The organism is Aceticella sp. 75b-Ac, from assembly GCF_056032965.2.
Map to the genome: position 1 here is coordinate 117,537 of NZ_CM190971.1, position 19,656 is coordinate 137,192.

At 34.5% G+C, this 19,656-nt stretch carries 10 protein-coding genes, 9 tRNA genes, 1 pseudogene and 1 riboswitch; of the genes and pseudogenes, 18 read left to right on the forward strand and 2 right to left on the reverse strand.

The genetic code is table 11. The features are described 5' to 3' along the window. Positions 1 to 11 precede the first annotated feature (11 nt). The 8 genes from AC0LWJ_RS00615 to AC0LWJ_RS00650 all read left to right on the forward strand — a co-directional run bounded on the left by AC0LWJ_RS00615 (position 12) and on the right by AC0LWJ_RS00650 (position 737). Positions 12 to 85 (forward strand) — tRNA-Gly (locus AC0LWJ_RS00615). 4 nt (positions 86 to 89) lie between these two features. Next, positions 90 to 166 (forward strand) — tRNA-Arg (locus AC0LWJ_RS00620). A gap of 25 nt (positions 167 to 191) precedes the next feature. Continuing rightward, positions 192 to 268: transfer RNA gene (locus tag AC0LWJ_RS00625), tRNA-His, on the forward strand. A 5-nt stretch (positions 269 to 273) separates the two neighbouring features. Then, positions 274 to 349: transfer RNA gene (locus tag AC0LWJ_RS00630), tRNA-Gln, on the forward strand. A 10-nt stretch (positions 350 to 359) separates the two neighbouring features. Then, positions 360 to 435: transfer RNA gene (locus tag AC0LWJ_RS00635), tRNA-Lys, on the forward strand. Positions 436 to 472: 37 nt separating this feature from the next. Beyond that, positions 473 to 558 (forward strand) — tRNA-Leu (locus AC0LWJ_RS00640). 9 nt (positions 559 to 567) lie between these two features. After that, positions 568 to 643, forward strand: a tRNA-Gly gene (locus tag AC0LWJ_RS00645). An 18-nt stretch (positions 644 to 661) separates the two neighbouring features. After that, a tRNA-Lys gene (locus tag AC0LWJ_RS00650) sits at positions 662 to 737 on the forward strand. Positions 738 to 797: 60 nt separating this feature from the next. Here AC0LWJ_RS00650 and AC0LWJ_RS00655 read toward each other — a convergent pair. After that, positions 798 to 2,087 (reverse strand): annotated as a pseudogene (locus AC0LWJ_RS00655) (PIG-L deacetylase family protein); the annotation flags it as partial. Here AC0LWJ_RS00655 and AC0LWJ_RS00660 point away from each other — a divergent pair. From AC0LWJ_RS00660 to AC0LWJ_RS00705, 10 genes are all read left to right on the forward strand, one after another. After that, complete coding sequence (locus AC0LWJ_RS00660) at positions 2,020 to 2,649, forward strand: YibE/F family protein (RefSeq protein WP_503031449.1); 630 nt, start codon at positions 2,020 to 2,022, stop codon at positions 2,647 to 2,649. The pseudogene AC0LWJ_RS00655 and the gene AC0LWJ_RS00660 sit on opposite strands and share 68 nt — an antisense overlap. A gap of 97 nt (positions 2,650 to 2,746) precedes the next feature. After that, positions 2,747 to 4,951, forward strand: a complete 2,205-nt coding sequence (locus tag AC0LWJ_RS00665; protein WP_474238319.1) for a DNA topoisomerase III — start codon at positions 2,747 to 2,749, stop codon at positions 4,949 to 4,951. Positions 4,952 to 5,230: 279 nt separating this feature from the next. Next, positions 5,231 to 8,668 carry a helicase-exonuclease AddAB subunit AddB gene (gene addB, locus AC0LWJ_RS00670; RefSeq protein ID WP_474238315.1) on the forward strand — a complete coding sequence of 1,146 codons (3,438 nt, stop codon included), beginning with the start codon at positions 5,231 to 5,233 and terminating at the stop codon, positions 8,666 to 8,668. Further along, positions 8,646 to 12,314 (forward strand): helicase-exonuclease AddAB subunit AddA, encoded by a 3,669-nt coding sequence (addA, locus tag AC0LWJ_RS00675; protein WP_474238311.1) that lies wholly within the window; start codon positions 8,646 to 8,648, stop codon positions 12,312 to 12,314. Before addB ends, addA begins: the two co-directional genes overlap by 23 nt. A gap of 118 nt (positions 12,315 to 12,432) precedes the next feature. Next, positions 12,433 to 14,175: a GGDEF domain-containing protein gene (locus tag AC0LWJ_RS00680; RefSeq protein WP_474238308.1), complete on the forward strand. Its 1,743-nt coding sequence runs from the start codon at positions 12,433 to 12,435 to the stop codon at positions 14,173 to 14,175. An 83-nt stretch (positions 14,176 to 14,258) separates the two neighbouring features. Beyond that, a tRNA-Leu gene (locus AC0LWJ_RS00685) sits at positions 14,259 to 14,342 on the forward strand. Positions 14,343 to 14,386: 44 nt separating this feature from the next. Next, positions 14,387 to 14,473, forward strand: a riboswitch (cyclic di-GMP riboswitch). Between the two features lie 49 nt (positions 14,474 to 14,522). Continuing rightward, positions 14,523 to 15,419, forward strand: a complete 897-nt coding sequence (locus AC0LWJ_RS00690) for a TolB family protein (protein ID WP_474238304.1) — start codon at positions 14,523 to 14,525, stop codon at positions 15,417 to 15,419. 193 nt (positions 15,420 to 15,612) lie between these two features. Next, positions 15,613 to 16,281 carry a hypothetical protein gene (locus tag AC0LWJ_RS00695; RefSeq protein ID WP_474238299.1) on the forward strand — a complete coding sequence of 223 codons (669 nt, stop codon included), beginning with the start codon at positions 15,613 to 15,615 and terminating at the stop codon, positions 16,279 to 16,281. Continuing rightward, positions 16,278 to 17,348 (forward strand): glycosyltransferase family 2 protein, encoded by a 1,071-nt coding sequence (locus AC0LWJ_RS00700; protein WP_474238296.1) that lies wholly within the window; start codon positions 16,278 to 16,280, stop codon positions 17,346 to 17,348. The genes AC0LWJ_RS00695 and AC0LWJ_RS00700 overlap by 4 nt, the downstream gene beginning before the upstream one ends. Before the next feature lie 110 nt (positions 17,349 to 17,458). Next, positions 17,459 to 18,244, forward strand: coding sequence for a polysaccharide deacetylase family protein (locus AC0LWJ_RS00705; protein WP_503031450.1), 786 nt, complete (start codon positions 17,459 to 17,461; stop codon positions 18,242 to 18,244). Positions 18,245 to 18,257: 13 nt separating this feature from the next. On the opposite strand, the gene hemL is transcribed toward AC0LWJ_RS00705, so the two are convergent. After that, the gene (gene hemL / locus AC0LWJ_RS00710; protein WP_474238292.1) at positions 18,258 to 19,553 is read right to left on the reverse strand and encodes a glutamate-1-semialdehyde 2,1-aminomutase; all 1,296 of its coding nucleotides are present in this window, start codon (positions 19,551 to 19,553) and stop codon (positions 18,258 to 18,260) included. Positions 19,554 to 19,656 lie beyond the last annotated feature (103 nt).

Below are 19,656 nucleotides of genomic sequence, written 5' to 3' on the forward strand. Positions count from 1 at the left end.
AAACTTAATGTGCGGGTGTAGCTCAATGGTAGAGTTCTAGCCTTCCAAGCTAGCTACGTGGGTTCGATTCCCATCACCCGCTCCATTCTGCGCCTGTAGCTCAGTTGGATAGAGCAACGGACTTCTAATCCGTGTGTCGGGAGTTCGAATCTCTTCAGGCGCACCATTTTTAATAGAGTTTGATTACTATGGTGGGTATAGTTCAGCTGGCTAGAGCGCCAGATTGTGGCTCTGGAGGTCGTGGGTTCGAGTCCCACTATCCACCCCATTTAGTGGGATGTAGCCAAGTGGTAAGGCACCAGACTTTGACTCTGGCATTTCGTAGGTTCGAATCCTGCCATCCCAGCCATGTTATACATGACCCATTAGCTCAGTCGGCAGAGCACCTGCCTTTTAAGCAGGGTGTCCCGCGTTCGAGTCGCGGATGGGTCACCAACATTATAAGAAATTTGATTTTTATTAAGTCACTTTTGCGGGAGTGGCGGAATTGGCAGACGCGCTAGATTCAGGTTCTAGTGTCCAAAAGGCATATGGGTTCAAGTCCCTTCTCCCGCACCATAATAATATGCGGATATAGCTCAGCTGGTAGAGCATTACCTTGCCAAGGTAAGGGTCGCGAGTTCGAATCTCGTTGTCCGCTCCAGAAACATTAATTTACCGTGCGCCATTAGCTCAGTTGGTAGAGCAGCTGACTCTTAATCAGCGGGCCCCGGGTTCGAGTCCCTGATGGCGCACCAATTTCAATGCTTAATCCTAAAAGATAAAGTTAAAGGGTATTCGTTCAAAGCGAATACCCTTTATTGCTTAATTTTGTACATATTCCAAGGAATTTTATCTATCAATTTATTCTTATAAATCGAATCTGCACCCATAAATATATATTTTAGATTATCTTCATGTGGTATTTGTAATCCAATCCATACCTTATTTCCTTCTACCATTGGTTTTGACGACAGAACATCCGTCAATGAATTATCAGCCCTTTTGTATTGATAAACTTTGCCATCAATTAATACTAAATCCATACGTTTAATATCGTTGTTTTTGTAAAACAGTCGCATTTCAATGTGATATACTACTTTTTTCGATATAGATTTTGCCGATTGCAAACCAATATACAATTCATTATTATCATAGAAAGCTCCTAATTGTGAAAGCGCCGCACTTCTATATATTTCTTCATTCAACATTCCCATTGTAGGTACTTTTAATAAAGAATAAGGGAAAGTTTTGTTTTGTAAGTTAGGTTTTAATTGAACTACCGGTATATATAAAACCGGTTTTGTAGCAAATAGTTCACTTTTTCGTACGAAAGCCATTAAAAATGGTTCCATAACTTCTGTTTGGGTTCTGTATTGCTTTATAGCAATTTGCTTTGTAACAACTTCTTGTTGAGTCAAATAGAAGGATTGCCAATCAGTATTGCTATCATTCATGTTTTCCGGCGGCAACATAGGAGTATTTTTTTCTGCCATCCAAGGTACGGGCCATTGTGGATAATGAACTAAGAACATATGTTCATGCACATTAATATTCATAGCCGTAATTGCATACCTTACAAAATTGCTTACTGCCCAATGATCTGGATGTATGTCGTCCGCTAAAGGATAATATATATCCGTTGGTTTAAAGTTCTTAATTATCTCCGTTAATTCTTTTACCAAATTTGTACCTGTATATGGAATTCCGGGTTTATATACGGTATCATAAGGTGCATATGCAACATTGGTTCCTCCGCTTATCCTCGGATGATTATTATCCCAATATTGGCTCCATAAAAACCTTGTACTTCCATCAGCAAATCCTAAAAAAATCAAATCATTTCGTGGCAATCCCAAAACCTTCATGGCATATATACTTTCCTGTTGCCTTGCCAGTCCTAATTGATAAAAATCTTTTGGAGTAGGATTTAATTTGCTGGAAAATGACATAGCAGCCTTTTTATAACTTTCTCCGCTTGTAACAATTACAACTTTTATAGGTATATTTTGTTTTACAGCTCTTTGAATGATCCCTGCCATGCCCAGTGTTTCATCATCCGGATGTGGAACAATCACAAGGATTCGGTTACCAGGGTCATCAAAGGAAATAGCAGGCATTAATAATAAAAGTTTTTCTGCGATTATAGGAACAATAGGTGGAGTATTGTTAGCAGGTTTTATAGCTTATTTCATACAGAATAAAATTGGTTTGACAGGTTTAAGCAGTGATGAGGTTGCCCAGCTAATTATGAATATGCCTTATAAAATTGATTTCAGAAGTTTGTTATTTCCCGGAATTGTTTTAGGTGCTTTAGGGGCTGTCATGGATGTGAGTATTTCAATAGCATCTGCCGTTGATGAGGTAAGCCGAGCAAATCAGAATTTAACAATAAAAGAATTGTATACAGCAGGAATGAATATTGGCAGGGATATAATGGGTACAATGGTGAATACGTTGATTTTAGCTTATTCAGGCAGTGCCATAGCCTTGTTTTTCTTATTTGTAGCATATCAAAGTTCTTTAAACGATATACTAAACCTAAATATAGTAGCTAATGAAATTGTACGTTCTTTGGCAGAAAGCAGCGGTTTGGTTGCTTCAGTACCTTTAACCCCCTTAATATCAAGTATATTGATAAAGAAGGATAAATCACATATAATTAAGTAAATGCAAAAATAAATGTTGTTATAAGTTCGGTTATAGCTGGTATTATTTTTGCATATGAAGTTATATTAATTCAATAATGGAAGGAAGTTAAATAATAATGGGAAAAATTTTAGTGCTGGCTGAGAAGCCCAGTGTAGCTCGTGATATAGGTAAGGTTCTGAAATGCAATATAAATGGGAAAAGTTATTTAGAAGGTGATAAGTACGTAATCACTTGGGCTCTTGGTCATTTAGTAACGTTAGCAGATCCGGATATTTATGATATCAATCTTAAGAAATGGAGCATGGATACACTTCCCATGTTGCCGAAAAAAATGGAGCTGACTGTGATACCAAAAACAGCAAAGCATTTTGGAGAAGTCAGAAAAGTTATGAAAAGAAACGATATAGACGAATTAATATTAGCAACAGACCCTGCAAGAGAGGGTGAATTAGTAGGAAGATGGATTATAGAGAAGGTTGGATTTAGAAAACCGATTAAGCGTCTTTGGATTTCTTCTCAAACTGATAAGGCAATAATTGATGGTTTCAAAAGATTAAAACCGGGAAATGATTATCTGAATTTATACCAATCTGCCGTATGCAGAGCCGAGGCAGATTGGTTGATTGGTCTTAATGTTACAAGGGCATTGACATGTAAATATAATGCCCAACTTTCTGCAGGCAGGGTTCAGACTCCGATTCTTTCTATGATAATTGAAAGAGAAGAAGAAATAAAAAGGTTTAAGCCGAAGGATTACTATATCATAACAGGTAAAACTAAAGATTTTAAACTTCAATGGCAAAATAAAGATGGTAATTCAAAGATTTTTGATGAAAATTTTGCAAAAGAAGTATTAATGAAGGTTACCGGAAAATCAGGAAAGATAATTGACGTGGAAGAAAATAATCGGAAGCAGTATTCTCCGGCTTTATATGATTTAACGGAATTACAAAGAGAAGCTAATAGGATATACGGTTATTCGGCAAAAGAAACCCTTTCTATTATGCAAAGATTATATGAGAATTATAAGGTTTTGACATATCCTAGAACTGACTCAAGATATATTTCCAGTGATATTGTACCTACATTGCCGGACAGATTAAAGGCTGTATCTTTCGGGCAATACGGGAAAATAGCAAATGGAATATTAAAAAATAAAATAGTATCACATAAGGGATTTGTTGATGATAAAAAAATTACAGATCATCATGCGATAATTCCGACTGAGGAAAGGATGAATATTTCCAATCTCAATAATGAAGAAAGAAATATTTATAACATGGTAATAAAACGCTTTTTAAGTGTTATGCTGCCTCCTTTTAAATATTTACAAATAACTATAAAAGCAGAAGTTAATGGAGAAATTTTTACGGCAAAAGGTAAAATTGTCAAATCAAAAGGTTGGAAGACTGTTTATGATAGTGATGAAAATCTTGAGGAGAACAATGAGGATAAAAATGCGGAAGGACTGAAGGACCAGATACTTCCGATGATAAAAAAAGGAGATAATATATCATTTGTTTCAGTTGATCTGCATAAATTGCAAACAAAGCCTCCAACAAGATTTAATGAGGCGACACTTTTATCTGCCATGGAAAATCCTCAAAAATATGTACAAATGGATAGTGAATTATCAAAAACATTGGGGGAAACAGGAGGGCTTGGTACTGTTGCTACAAGAGCAGACATTATTGAAAAACTCTTTAATGCATTTTATATTGAAAAAAAGGGCAAAGAAATTATTCCAACATCTAAGGGAAGGCAATTGATAGATTTAGTGCCTGATGAATTAAAATCGCCCCTTCTTACGGCAAAATGGGAAAGAGAACTGGATTTAATCAGTAAGGGAAAGATGGATGGGAATACATTTGTAGACAAAATGAAACAATACGCCGAAAAGCTCGTAAAAATTGTTAAAAACAGTACAGACAAGTATATACATGATAATTTAACCGGAAATAAATGCCCTGTATGTGGAAAACATATGCTTGAAGTAAAAAGCAAAACAGGAAGAATGCTTGTATGTCAGGATAGGGAATGTGGTCATAGAGAGATGCTAAGCAGATTTACAAATGCAAGATGTCCGGAATGCCATAAAAAATTAGAATTAAGAGGTCAGGGTGAAGGACAGATTTATGTATGTACAAATTGTCATTTTAAAGAAAAACTATCATCTTTTAATAAAAGATTTAAGGAAAACAATCATAAAGCTGACAAGAGAGATGTGGAGAAATATATAAAAAAACTAAGGGAAGAAAATGAAACCCCTATTAATTCTGCACTTTCCGATGCACTATCAAAGTTAAATTTAAATAGTTGATGACACTTAACAAAATAAAATCTTTTCTAATTTATTGTTATTATTATACAGTTTAAACACCATCATTTTATTATTTTTTTTCCTTTGATTATATATTATTTTTCTAAAAAGGCAAAGAGACAATTATTTTTGCTTTTTTGGAAAATATGCAGGTTTAAGTCACTTATTTTTACGCATTCTTAATCTTGGAAATGTCTTATATGATATGTTAAAATTATAGTTAAGTTATTTATATCTTATAGTCAAGAAAATATAAGTATAATGATTGGGATGATATAGATGTGTGTGAGGTTTATATATGGTAGAGCAGGCAAAGGGAAAACTACATACTGCCTTAAGGACCTTAAAAAAAAGCTCTGTGATGGAGGAAAATATCCTCTTTTGATGATAGTGCCTGATGAGTATACATTTGAAACGGAAAAAAACCTATTGGATATGGTTGAGCGGGATGCTGACATGAGGGCACAGGTGCTGAGCTTTAATAGGCTTGCGATAAGAGTATTCGGAGAAGTCGGGGGTACTGCCGCCTGCAATCCTATAAAACCATGCAGCAGAGGAATCCTTATGTATAAAATAATGGACAGAACTAAGGATAATTTGCATATCTTTCATAGGTCAGTTAAATATCCGGGATTTGTTAATGAAATATCTTCAATAATTATGGAGTTAAAGACATATAGGATAACGCCGGAGCTTCTTGATAATATCATAAATATACTAAACAATTCATTATTAAAAGAAAAACTTAAAGAAATAAATTTAATTTACAAGAATTATGAGCATGAGCTTCATAAAAAATACATAGACCAGGAAGACGAAATGGAATTACTTATAAAGATGCTTGATTATTCGGAGGAATTAAGAGGGGCTGAAATCTGGATTGACGGATTTACAAAATTTACGCCGCAGCAGTTAAAAATCATAGAAAAACTTATAAAAAAAGCAGCAAGAGTAAATATTTCACTTTGCAGAGATACGTTAAATGATAATGAATTTGAAAATATTGAATTATTTTCGCCTCTAAAAAATACCGAAGAAGAATTAATAAAACTTTGCCATGATAATGATATTGAATTGGAGAACCCTGTCGACTTAAATGAAAAGCCTGCGGTAGTTTTAGGGAGTCCTGAAATTAAGCATCTTGAAGAAAATATATTTAAATATCCTTTTAATATATATAATGGGGAAATCCAAGATATAAGCATCTTAGAATCTGCAAATCTTTATGACGAAATCGAAGGGACTGCAAAGGATGTTTTAAGATTAGTGAGGGATGGTAATTTGAGATATAAGGATATTACCATTGCGCTATGTGATATAAATAAATATGCGAAACTCACAAAAGGAATATTTACAGAATACGGCATTCCATATTTTATTAATCAAAAGAAAGACATAAGCAATAATCCTATTATTGTGTTTATCACATCATTGCTTCAAATATTTACGAAGGATTGGGAATATGAACCGGTTTTCAGATATTTAAAGACAGGATTATTGAACATTGATTATGATGATATATGCCTTATAGAGAATTATGTTATTGCAAACGGCATAAAAGGAAATAAATGGTTTAAAGACAATTGGGAATACAGGCTTTCGTACAGATTCGACAGGATGAATTTGACTGAAGAGGAAAAAGATACAATAAACAGGATAAATATGATAAAAACATCAATAACAAAACCCTTAATATCCTTGCATGAAAGGATTAATAAATGCAAAGTTGCCGATATATGCAAGGCATTATATGAATTTATGGTGAATATGGGGGTATATGACAAGATAGAAAAACTTGTAGGCAACTATAAGGAAATAGGTGAAGCCGATACGGCAGAGGAATATTCAAATATTTGGGGTATTGTAATGGATGTATTGGATCAAATGGTTGAGATAATGGGGGATGAAGTAGTAACGTTAGCTCAATTTTTAGAAGTTATTACAATGGGATTCGATTCATACAATATTGGTCTTATACCACCGGCAATTGATCAGGTTTTGATAAGCAATCTTAACAGACTAAAAAACCATAATACGAAGGTATTGTACATAATGGGGGCAAATGATGGAATTATTCCTTCCATATATAAAAATGAAGGAATCTTATCTGATGATGATCGTAAGAAGCTCAAGGAACTTGGTATTGCTATAGATGGTGATATAAATGAAAGAATCATGGAAGAACAATTTATTATTTATAAGGCAATGACATCTGCAAAAAAATACCTTAGAATAAGTTATCCCATTGCTGACCAGGAAGGTAAAACAATGAGACCTTCAATTATGATATCAAAGCTTAAAAAGATATTTCCCGACATAAAATGTGAGGAAAAGATTGAAAAGCCTCATTCATCTTCCCCTGTTTTAAATTGCGTTTCAAGTCCTGCACCGACGTTTTATGAAATGGTCAGGGAATTAAAAAAGAGCAGCAGTATAAAAGATGTGAATCCGATTTGGATAGATGTATATAGATGGTTTTGCAGCAGACCTGAATGGAAGGAGAGGCTATACAAAGCCTTTGAAGGCTTTAATCATACATATCAGGTATTTCCTGATAAAATAAAAAGGTTATATGGCAGTAATATTACTTTAAGTATTTCAAGGCTTGAGAGATATTCGGGATGCCCCTTTTCATATTTTATGGAATACGGGCTTAAAGCTAAGGAACGAAAAACATACAGCTTTGAAGCAATTGATATGGGTACCTTTTTCCACAAAGTATTGGAGGAGTTTTCAAGGGGTATTAAAAATGAAGGGCTGTCATGGAGAGAGATAGACAGAGAATGGTGCAGTGAAAAAGTATCGTTAATTGTTGATGATATGCTTAAGAAAATGCCCGGATATATATTGAATTCATCTTCAAGGTATAGATATATATCCGATAGATTTAAGCGGGTTATAACAAGAGCCGTATGGACTATTGCAGAACATATTAAAAGGGGTTCTTTTAATCCCCTGGAATATGAAGTAGGCTTTGGAGGCGGCAAAAGGTATTCCCCGGTAAAAATTGCTACTTCATCTGGAGATGTGATAAATATTATCGGCAGGATTGACAGGGTAGACGTTATGAAAAAAGACGGGGAGTTATATGTAAGAATAATTGATTATAAATCAGGGAATAAAGGCTTAAACCTTGCTGATGTATATCATGGTTTGCAGCTTCAACTGATATTATACCTTGATGTAATATTGGAAAGTGTAAGTGGTGATATGAAGTTAAATCCCGCCGGAATATTTTATTTAAAAATTGATGAACCAATGATTAAATCAAAGGGAGATTTATCCGAAGAAGAAATTGAAAGAGAGGTATTGAAGGCACTAAAGATGAAGGGTCTTGTTTTGAATGACAGTAATATTATAAAAGAAATGGATAATACATTAAAAAGCGGTTATTCTTCAATAATACCGGTTTATTTGAAAAATGACGGCAGTGTGGGAAGAAACACCCATGGGGTGACAAAAGAGCAATTCAAGTTATTGCGTGATTATGTTAAGTATTATATACAAAAGCTATGTGATGATATCCTCAAGGGCAACATAGAGATAAAACCATATAAGAATGGAGATATGTTACCATGTCAATTCTGTAAGTTTTCTGATGTATGCAGAATTGATAAAAATTTTAATGGATACAGGATAATAAACAATGAAAAAGATGATGTAATATGGGATTTGATGGAGAGGGGCTTAAAAAATGAATGTTGCAAAATGGACTAAAGAACAGGGAGATGCGATAAATTCGAGAAATTCAAGCCTCCTTGTTTCCGCAGCGGCAGGAGCCGGTAAAACAGCTGTACTTGTTGAAAGGATTATAAAAAGGATAACGGATATAAAAAACCTGGTTGATATTGATAAACTCCTTGTTGTTACATTTACGGATGCTGCCGAATCTGAACTTAGGGAAAGAATAGGAAATGTGATATCCGATGTTCTTATAAAAAATCCTGAAAACAAAAGAATAGAGGCACAGCTTAAACTTTTGTGTAGGGCTAATATCTCTACGATACATTCATTTTGTCTTGAAGTAATCAGGAATAATTTTCATATGACCGATATTGACCCGTATTTTAGAATTGCAGATGACATAGAAACAGATTTAATTAAACAGGAGGCGATGGAGGAACTTTTAGAGGAATGGTATGATAAGGATAATAATTGGGATTTCATTACACTTGTTGAAAGTTATGGCGGAAGCCGGGGTGATTCTAAGCTTAAAGAAATAATTTTTGATTTATATAATTTTGCAAAGTCAATGCCATTTCCGGAAGAATGGCTTAGAGATAAAATAGAAAAATTCAATATAGATGATAATTTCGATTTTGGTAAATCTGAATGGGGAAACTGTCTCATAAAAGGCATCAAAATAGAACTAACGGGTTATAAAAATGCTATAGAGAAGGCGATATCCATAATTGTTTCTTCAGATGGACTTTTACCATATCTCGATAATTATGATGAAGAGCTTGAGATTATTGAGAATTTGATTAAATGTACGGAAAAATCATGGGAGAGTCTTTGTGATGCATTTAATAATATAAATTTCAAAAATTTAAAAAGCTGCAAAAAAGATGCGGATATAGTGGCTAAGGAGACTGTTACAAAGATACGGAATGAGGTTAAAACAGGTATCAATAAAATAAAAGAGGAAATATTTTCATATACCCGAGAGGAAATCAAAAAAGAGATAAAATCATTATATCCTTTGATGAAAACCCTGTGCAGCCTTGTTGTTGATTTTGATAAAAAGTATTCAATGCTTAAAAAGGGAAAAAATATTATGGATTTCAATGATATTGAACATTATGCACTTAATATACTGCTCAGGAGAAATGAAAAGGGAGATACGGAACCGACAGAGGTTGCAAAAATATACAGGGGTAAGTTTGAGGAAATATTGATTGATGAGTATCAGGACAGCAACATTATACAGGAGGCTATTCTTAATTCTATATCAAAAGATAACAATATCTTTATGGTTGGTGATGTCAAGCAGAGTATATACAGATTTCGTCAGGCAAAACCGGAGCTTTTTCTTGAAAAATATGAAAGCTATTCTTATGATCAAAACAGTGAGAAAAGAAAAATCCTGCTTAATGATAATTTTAGGAGCAGAAAAGAAATAATAGACAGTATCAATTATATTTTTAAGAATATAATGTCAAAAGAAATCGGAGAACTTGATTATAATGATGAGGAAATGCTTAATTACGGTGCGGATTTTCCTGAGATAGAAGAAGAGGTAAAGACGGAACTTCATATTATTGAAAACAAAGCATATACAAAAAATGAGGAGGTTTCATCAGAGGAGGATGACAGTGAAGATGAGCCGATTGAAAATATACGGCTTGAGGCGAAGATGGTAGCAAAAAGGATAAAGCAGTTAATATCTCCTGATGAAAATGGTTTGAGATTAAAGGTTTATGATAAAAATATTCAGGGTTTGAGAGCTCTCAAATACAGGGATATTGTCATATTGTTGAGGTCTGTATCTGATAGGGCGCCTATATTTTTAGAGGAATTGTCAAAATCAGGCATACCTGCATATGCGGATGCCGGTCTTGGATATTTTGAAACACCAGAGATTAAGATGATAATATCTCTGCTGCAGGTTATAGATAATCCAATGCAGGATATACCCCTCATTGCCGTATTAAATTCACCGATATTCGAATTTACACCGGATGATTTAGTTGATGTTAGACTTGAGGATGTGGAGGGTGCATTTTATAGTGCGTTATTAAGGGCTTCCTTGAAAAATGATGTAATAGGTAAAAAAGCAAAACATGTTATAGAATGTATTGAAAAATGGCGGGAAAAAGCGCTGAATATGCCGATTGATGAACTAATAAGATATTTATATGAGGAAACAGGCTATTACGGATATGTCGGTACTATGGAAGAAGGGACAATAAGACAGGCAAATTTAAGTATATTATTAATAAGAGCTAAAGAGTATGAAGATACAAGCTTTAAGGGACTTTTTAATTTTATAAATTATATAAATAAACTTAAATACCACGAAGAAGATATGGCAAGCGCAAAAGTTCTTGGGGAAAATGAGAATGTGGTTAGAATAATGAGCGTACATAAAAGCAAGGGGCTTGAATTTCCTGTTGTTTTTGTATCCGATATAGGGAAAAAGTTTAACCTTAAGGATTTAAAAAAGCCTGTTCTATTTCATTATGATTTAGGTCTTGGACCTGAATTTGTCGATTACAAAAAAAGAATTTTTCATTCGTCTATTGTAAAGGAAGCCGTTAAAAAGCAGATATTATATGATACCCTTTCTGAAGAAATGAGGATATTGTATGTTGCACTTACAAGGTGTAGGGAAAGGCTTATTATTACAGGTTCATCAAACGATGTGGAAAAAGATGTGGCAAGATGGGGAAGATATACCATTGGTGGCAAACTATCAATATATAATACATTGAGGGCTAAAAACTATCTTGATTGGATCTGCCCCGTTATTTTAAAGCATAAGGATGGCAAAGCCTTGAGGGAATATCTGCAGGGCAATATTGACCTGATTGATGATACATCAAAATGGGAAGTAAGGGTATGGCAGCGTGAGTTTATAATCAATGATGAAAAAGCTGATAACGAAGATATACAAAGTATTTTAGATGAATTAAAAGGCATTAAAAATGCAAGAAGTAAATTTGCGGATGAAGTTGACAGAAGGCTTCAATATAAGTACCCATTTGAGAAGTCAACGGTTTTGCCGGCGAAACTTACTGTTACGGAGGTCAAGAAGCTTCTAAATGATGACATGAGCACTTCCTTAATTAAAAGCAGCCATCTAAAAAAACCTGCCTTTCTGGATGAAAAAAAAGACTTTAGTGCAGCAGAAAAAGGTACTTTTCTGCATTTGGTTATGCAGAAACTTGATTTTTCAAAGGTAAAAACGGAAAATAACATAAAAGAACAGATTGAGTTGATGGTTCGATCAGGAATTTTAGCTGAAAGTCAGGCAAAAACGGTGGATACAGGAAAAATATTAGCATTTTTATGTACACCTGTCGGTATCAGGATGAAAAATGCTGAGAAGCTATACAGGGAGGTACCGTTTTTAACTAAGATTAAAACCACGGAGATATATAAAGACCTTACATCAGAATATGAAAATGAATATATACTCCTACAGGGAAAGATAGATTGTTACTTTGAAGAGGATGGCGGGCTTGTCCTTATTGATTATAAAACGGATTATGTAACAAAAGACAATCTTGATAGTTTAAAAAATGAATATAAAATTCAAATTGAGTTATATTCAAAATCCTTTGAATATATAACGGGCAAAAAGGTTAAAGAAAGATATATCTATTTTTTCTCCAAGTGGATTGATGCCGTCAAAATGTAATTATGATATAAAGAGGGATTTATGGGATAAAGAAACTGAGAAACAATTTTTAAAATTTACACATAATTAACAAAATATTAACATAAATTTTGTATAATTATGTTGAGGGGTGATAAATTTGGAAGAAGATATTAAAAAAATAATAGAAGAAAGGCAATTTACAATTTTTTTTCAGCCTATTGTTTCTTTATCAGATGGAAAAGTTGTAGGATATGAAGCCTTGACAAGGGGACCTGAAGGCAGCTTCTTCTATAATCCTGAAATTCTCTTTGGTGAAGCAAAAAAATATGATTTATTATGGGAACTTGAAATGGTTACAAGAATTAAAGCGATTGAAATATTTAATAGTTTTAAAAATGATAAACTTCTTTTTCTAAATGTAGACCCTGAAATAATAAAAGATGAACATTTTATAAAAGGTACAACAAGAGAAGTGCTACAATTCTATGGGACAAGTCCTTCCAATTTAATTTTTGAAATTACAGAAAAGACTGCTATAAATGACTATAAAACATTTAAAGATGTTATTGATAATTACAAGATTCAAGGCTATAAAATTGCTATAGACGATGTAGGAGCAGGTTATTCCGGACTTTATGCAATTGCAGAAATAAAACCTTGTTATGTAAAAATTGATATGTCACTAATCAGAGATATTGATAAAGACAATTTTAAAAAGGCAATAGTAAAAGCATTAGTAGAATTTGCAAATAACACTAATATAAAACTTATAGCAGAAGGTATAGAAACTATTGACGAATTGTACGCCATAATAGAAATCGGGATACCATTAGCTCAAGGATTTCTTTTGGCGAAACCTGCCGATAAATTGTACTGTATAGAAGAAGAGATTAAAAAAATGATAGTGGATAGAAATGCCTATATTGAAAAATTAAAATTTGCTTCAACTTTTACAGTAAGTATAGGTGAAATAGCAAGAAGAGACAAAGGGGTTTCTCCTTTTGCACGAGGAAGTGAGGTGGAAAAAATATTTGCCAATAATCCCAATCTGCAAGGTCTTACAGTGGTTAATGAGGGTAAAATATCGGGGTTAATAATGAGAAAAAAGTTTTTTTCCCATATAGGGACTCAATATGGTTGGGCGATATATATGAAAAGACCGATATATAAATTAATGGATCCAAATCCGTTAGTGTTTGATTATAATATCCCCATCAGTGATGTGGTAAAATCTGTTACAACACGGGAAGAAGACAAACTTTACGACTATATAATTATTGAAAAAGAGGGGTTTTATTATGGGATAGTGCCTGTGATTTCTCTTCTGGAGAAATCAATGCAGTTAGAGCTTAATATCGCTAAATATTCCAATCCACTGACCGGTCTTCCGGGCAATCTTATGATCGAAGAAAAAATAAGAGAAATTATAACTCAAAACGATCCTTTTTCACTTTTATACTTTGACCTAAACAATTTTAAAGCATATAACGACATTTATGGTTTTGAAAAAGGAGATAAGGTTATAAAATATACGGCAAATATTATTGATAGGCATCTGTATTTTTATAAAGACAGTTTTTTGGGACATATAGGAGGAGACGATTATGTGGCTATTTTAAAAACCTATGAAGTAGAAGATTTATGTAAAAATATAGTTGAAGAGTTTGATTATAATATTGTAAGGTTTTATAGTGATTCGGATGTAAAAAGGGGATATATACATGCAACCGACAGACTATGCAGGGAAAATGACTTTCCTATTATGGGTATCTCAATTGCTGTAGTAAACAATATGAATAAAAAATTTGCTACTATTGATGAATTAAGTGAAATAGCTTCACAGGTCAAAAAGAAATGTAAATTATTTAATAAGAGCTATTATATAATAGAATCATTTTGAAATGTACGCTTGACATTTAGATAAATTTCATGTAAAATACCGATATACAATTGACATTAAGAAGTAAATATCGAAAAAGATATGCGGGCGTGGCGGAACTGGCAGACGCGCCAGACTTAGGATCTGGTGTAATTTACGTGGGGGTTCAAATCCCTTCGCCCGCACCATTTACACATAAAAAAAGAAATGTAAATTATAAGTGAATATTTAATTCTGAAAAAGGCAAACTTAGAGAAATCTAAGGACGCAAAATTATGGGCCTAAGGCGATTAATCGCTATGGCTGCCAGGTTGCCAGGAACTCCTATATGGGGTTCCTACGGGAAACTTCATATAGGGGGATATGGAATGATTAAAAAATTTTTAATAATTTTTTTAATATTTCTTTTTGCTTTTATAATAAATTTTCATACATATGAAGCTAAAACTTATGTAAATGCTCCAGATATTGTATACGGAAATATTTCAAAGGTATTTTATCTTGCCGGATTTCCAGGAGATATTAAATTAAAAGATTTTACTACGGGTAAGGTAGCAACGTTAGTTAAAGGTGGCTGCGGAAACTTTGACGTTTCAAGTGACGGGCGAAGAATAGTTTATGCTTCAAGTAAAACCGGAACATGGCAGATTTATATAGCAGATGTAAATAGAGATAAATTATCAAATATACGCATGCTGTCAGACGGAATTTCACGTTCAGAAGATCCTCGTTTATCTTGGGATGGCAGTAAGGTTGTATACAAAAGAAATGGTGATATTGTCGTATGTGCGCTTGATGGTTCTATCATACAGGAAATCACAAATACACCTGATACTGAAGAATGGGCGCCAAATTTTGCACCTGATGGAAGGATAGCATTTACAAGAGGGATTGGAGACAAATGCCAAATAGTCGTTTGGGATAATGGCAGAGAACAGACAGTTGCACCCGGTTGGTACCCAGCTTTTGGAGATGATGGAAGTTTATACTTCGTAGGAAGATTCAATGATAATGAAGATGATATTTACCGTATTCTTCCAAATTCGACTTCTAAAGAATTGTTACCTATTAATGCTCCAGGGATAAGCGATGCAGATCCCCATTGGGTGCTTGGAACAAATAAATATATGACATTCAATTCAGAACGCGGCAATGATGAACGCAGGTATGAGGGATATATTGCTGATATTACTACTAATAGGATATCAAAGATTGCAAGTGATGTATTGCCGGTACTTAATCCGATTGTTATTATCAAAAATTAATGAGAAAAGATAATTACCGTTTTTCAAATGATATTCACAAGGTTAAAATGAAAGTAAAAATGAAAATAAATTTGGTATTATACATCGTAAAAATAAATCAGGCAAGAGAAAATTCTTCTCTTGCCTTATTTATATATCTATGATAAACTAAAATGATTAGAGAAACTTAACAAAAAATTTTACAGGTGGTATTATGAACCTTAATACAGATAATAAAACAACCCCTTACAATGCTCTTAAGAATAGATTAGCTCGCTTATTAATGATTACTACAACCTTAGGGGCATGGACCTTATTGTTTCTATCTATTATATGGGTTTTAGGTGCGATCGGCTGGTACCTGCTTGCTCGACTATGGTTAAAAGAGCTTTTCGTACCCAGTGCAGTTTATCCAACTGTTATAGCAGTTTTTGTTGCAACTTTATGGGCTATGTTGCTTTGGTGCAGTGCACTTTTATGGTCCCGCTACCACTATTACCGTTATTACCAACGTAACCATAGGCAGCTTTTGCCCCCGACTTTAAAAACACAAAAGCTTTTATGGCAGGAAAATATTATAGATACCTCTAAGGGAGATCTAACCAATCCATCTCATTTAAAAGTTTTATCAGGCAAATCAAGTTATAAAGAAACAGCCGCAGCAGTTGAAAACTGGGAAAACCATGGACACTACCCTGATGAGGTGCTTTTGCATGGTGCAACCCTACGAGAGAACCTTCAGGATGAGACAGGGAAAATTATCTTAGCAGCGGGAGAAATCATCACCCCAAAAAAGCTTGAAAAGATAATAGGCTGTGGATTATACAGTGAGTTTATCACTAAACTGTCAAAACAATTTTTTTCTGAGGAGGAAGGCAAATGAAAATAATCGGGAATATTTGGTGGTTTCTCGGCTGGTATGTTTTTCTGTATCCTCTCGCATTAAGTATAGTTTGGTCCATTTTAGGATTCTACTTTTGGTGGCGGCGTGAGAGAAATCCTGACAAGGAAAAAAAGAACTGGCCTGACCTCTGGCCCCCTATAACGATATTAATGCCCTGTCACAACGAATCAGCGGGTATTGCTGCCATATGCACCAGCTTGCAGTTACTGAATTACCCTGATTATCAGGTGATTTTTATTGATGATGCTTCGACGGATGACACAGCAGCTCTAATCAGACACTTCCTCCCTGATAATCCTAATTTTCACTTGCTGAGCCTTACTAAAAACTGCGGCAAAGCGCAAGCCGCAGAGTTTGCTTCTATCATAGGGCTTATCAAACGTTCACAGAGGGTTATAGGTCGTGTTCTTACTGTATCCGGATGTGCCACTGCTTATAGGACAGAAGTACTTAAAGAGGTCGGCGGCTTTTCCTTTAAGACAGCCACAGAAGATATTGATATTACTTGGAAGATACAGCGTCATTTTTATGAGGTATGGTTTGCACCGCAGGCAGCCGTTTTTATCCAATGTCCTTCAACCTTTAAGGAATATTGGAAACAAAGGCGGCGATGGGCATTAGGCGGGTGGCATCTTTTGAGAACACATAAAGATATATTTAAAGATTTAAAATGGCGATATCTTTATCCGACATACTTGGAATTTGTGTTAAGTACCTTTTGGGCATTTGTTTTTGTTTTTGGAACAATCTATTGGCTAATTACATATTTCTTTAAATTATCACCGATTGGTTTTAGTCCGATTCCTGCATGGTATGGCGCTTTAATCTCTATAGTATGTATCTTTCAAATGGCAATAGCGTTGTTTCTTAATCATAGATATGATCCAAAGCTTTATCGTACATTTTTTTGGATTCCATGGTATCCTATCTTCTTTTTCGCATTTGGTGCTATTACGATAGTATGGACAGCACCAAAGGGGCTTTTCGGAAGCCTTGAGAATGCCGGTAGGTGGAAAAGTCCAAAAAGACAGGTAGCAAACAGCTAAAATACGAGGTAAAATTATAATTTTTAAAGGGAGTCTTTAGATTGAGGCATTTAAATAGGATTATTGGAATTTTAATACTTTTAACAATTTTTGTTACGGGTTGCAGCTTTATGCAAAAAGAAAAAACTTTAACAATTTCAAAGAATTTAAAAGGAGATGGATTGCTGGTTCTCTGCTATCATAGGGTACTGCCCACATGGATATTACGTTGGGGAAAATTATTCTATCCTTCAGAATCAGAGCTTTCCCGTTATGCTATAAGTACTAAGGAATTTAACAAACAATTAAATTATTTAAAGCAGCAGGGGGTTCGCTTTGTAACACCTCAGGAAGCCGAAGATTTTTTAAACGGACGTAACTCAATTTCTGGTAAGCTTGTTCTCATAACCTTTGATGATGGCGATCTTAGCATATACAAACATGCCTTTCCGTTGCTCAAAGAAAAACATATTCCATTTCTCCTCTTCTTTATAGCAGATCAGGCAGGAAAAGAATGGGAAGGTTTTAACATGTGTTCATGGGATCAAGTTAAAGAAATGGTAAATAGCGGCATTTGCACTATTGGTCTGCATACTTACAACCTTCATTATTTTGATCCTCAAACGAAAAAACCTGTTTTTCTTCTCCAAGATAAAGAAAAGCTATTTGTTGCTGATACAGAAAAGGGAATAAACTGTTTTAAAAAACAACTTGGCATAAAGGTTAAATATTTTGCTTATCCTTATGGATTTGGCACACCTTCAACCGACCGCATTCTTATGAAACATGGAATACTTAATATATTCACATTAGATTCAAGGGTAAATCATCAAGGAGACCCGTGCTTTTTTATAGGACGTGTATTGGTTACCCCTAATAGCTGGCAAAAGGTAGCCGATTGGGCTCGCTATCGTTAAAATTAAACTGTCATTACATCTTTAAGCATTTTCCTGCTTCAAAGCTTGCCTTAATTGTTTTTTCAATATCAATATCAGTATGAGCAGTCGAAAGAAAGAAGGTCTCAAATTGTGACGGCGGTAAATAAATCCCCCTCTTTATCATTTCTTTAAAATATTTTTCATACATACCGGTGTTGGATTTTACAGCGGTATCGTAATCATATACAGGTCCTTCATTAAAGAACATACACATCATAGTGCCAACTCTGTTTATTGTAACAGGTATACCATTTTGCTTCATACTTTCTTCTAAACCATTGCATAATCTCTCTGCTTTTTTATTAATTTCCTCATACAACTCAGGATTTTTCGATAATATGTTTAAAGTCATAAGCCCTGCTGCCATTGCAAGGGGATTGCCTGATAGGGTTCCTGCCTGATATACCGGTCCATCAGGAGATATCATTCTCATAATATCTTCTCTTCCGCCATATGCTCCCACAGGAAGTCCCCCGCCTATGATTTTTCCAAGTGTTGTCAAATCTGGTGTTATCCCATATAATCCTTGTGCGGATGCATAAGATACCCTAAAGCCTGACATAACCTCATCAAATATCAAAAGGGCTTCATACTTTTTGGTTAACTCTCTTAAAGCCTTTAAAAATTCCTCTTTAGGTGGTACTGTTCCCATGTTTCCGGCAACAGGTTCTACGATAACACCTGCAATTTTATCACCAAAATTTAAAAAGATATCCTCAATCATTTTAACATCATTATATCTTGCTATAATTGTATCCTTTGCTGTTTCCTTAGTAACACCCTTTGAATCCGGTGAACCAAAGGTTAAAGCGCCGGAACCAGCCTTTATCAAAAGGCTGTCTGAATGTCCATGGTAACAGCCGGCGAATTTCACTATAATATCTCTACCCGTATATCCTCTTGAAAGCCTTATTGCACTCATTGTAGCCTCTGTACCGGAGTTGACCATCCTTACAATATCACAGGAGGGTACAGCATTTACAACCTTTTCTGCCATTTCAACCTCTAATTCCGTACAGGCTCCAAAGCTTGTACCCAATTCCGCCTGCCTCTTTACAGCATCTACTACATCAGGATGCGAATGTCCAAGTATTAAAGGACCCCATGACATAACATAATCTATGTACTCATTTCCATCAACATCCCATATATGGCTCCCAGCTCCGCGACTAATAAATAGCGGATTCATACCAACAGATTTAAATGCCCTTACAGGGCTGTTAACACCGCCGGGCATAAGCCTTTTCGCTCTATCAAATAATTTTTCAGACCTTTTATTATTAATCATAACAACCTGATTATCTGGTATACAAACCACATCAAATAGTAATAATATGGTTTATAACAGAAATCAGTTTCCTCCTTTCGTTTATTTATATTTTCAAGATAAA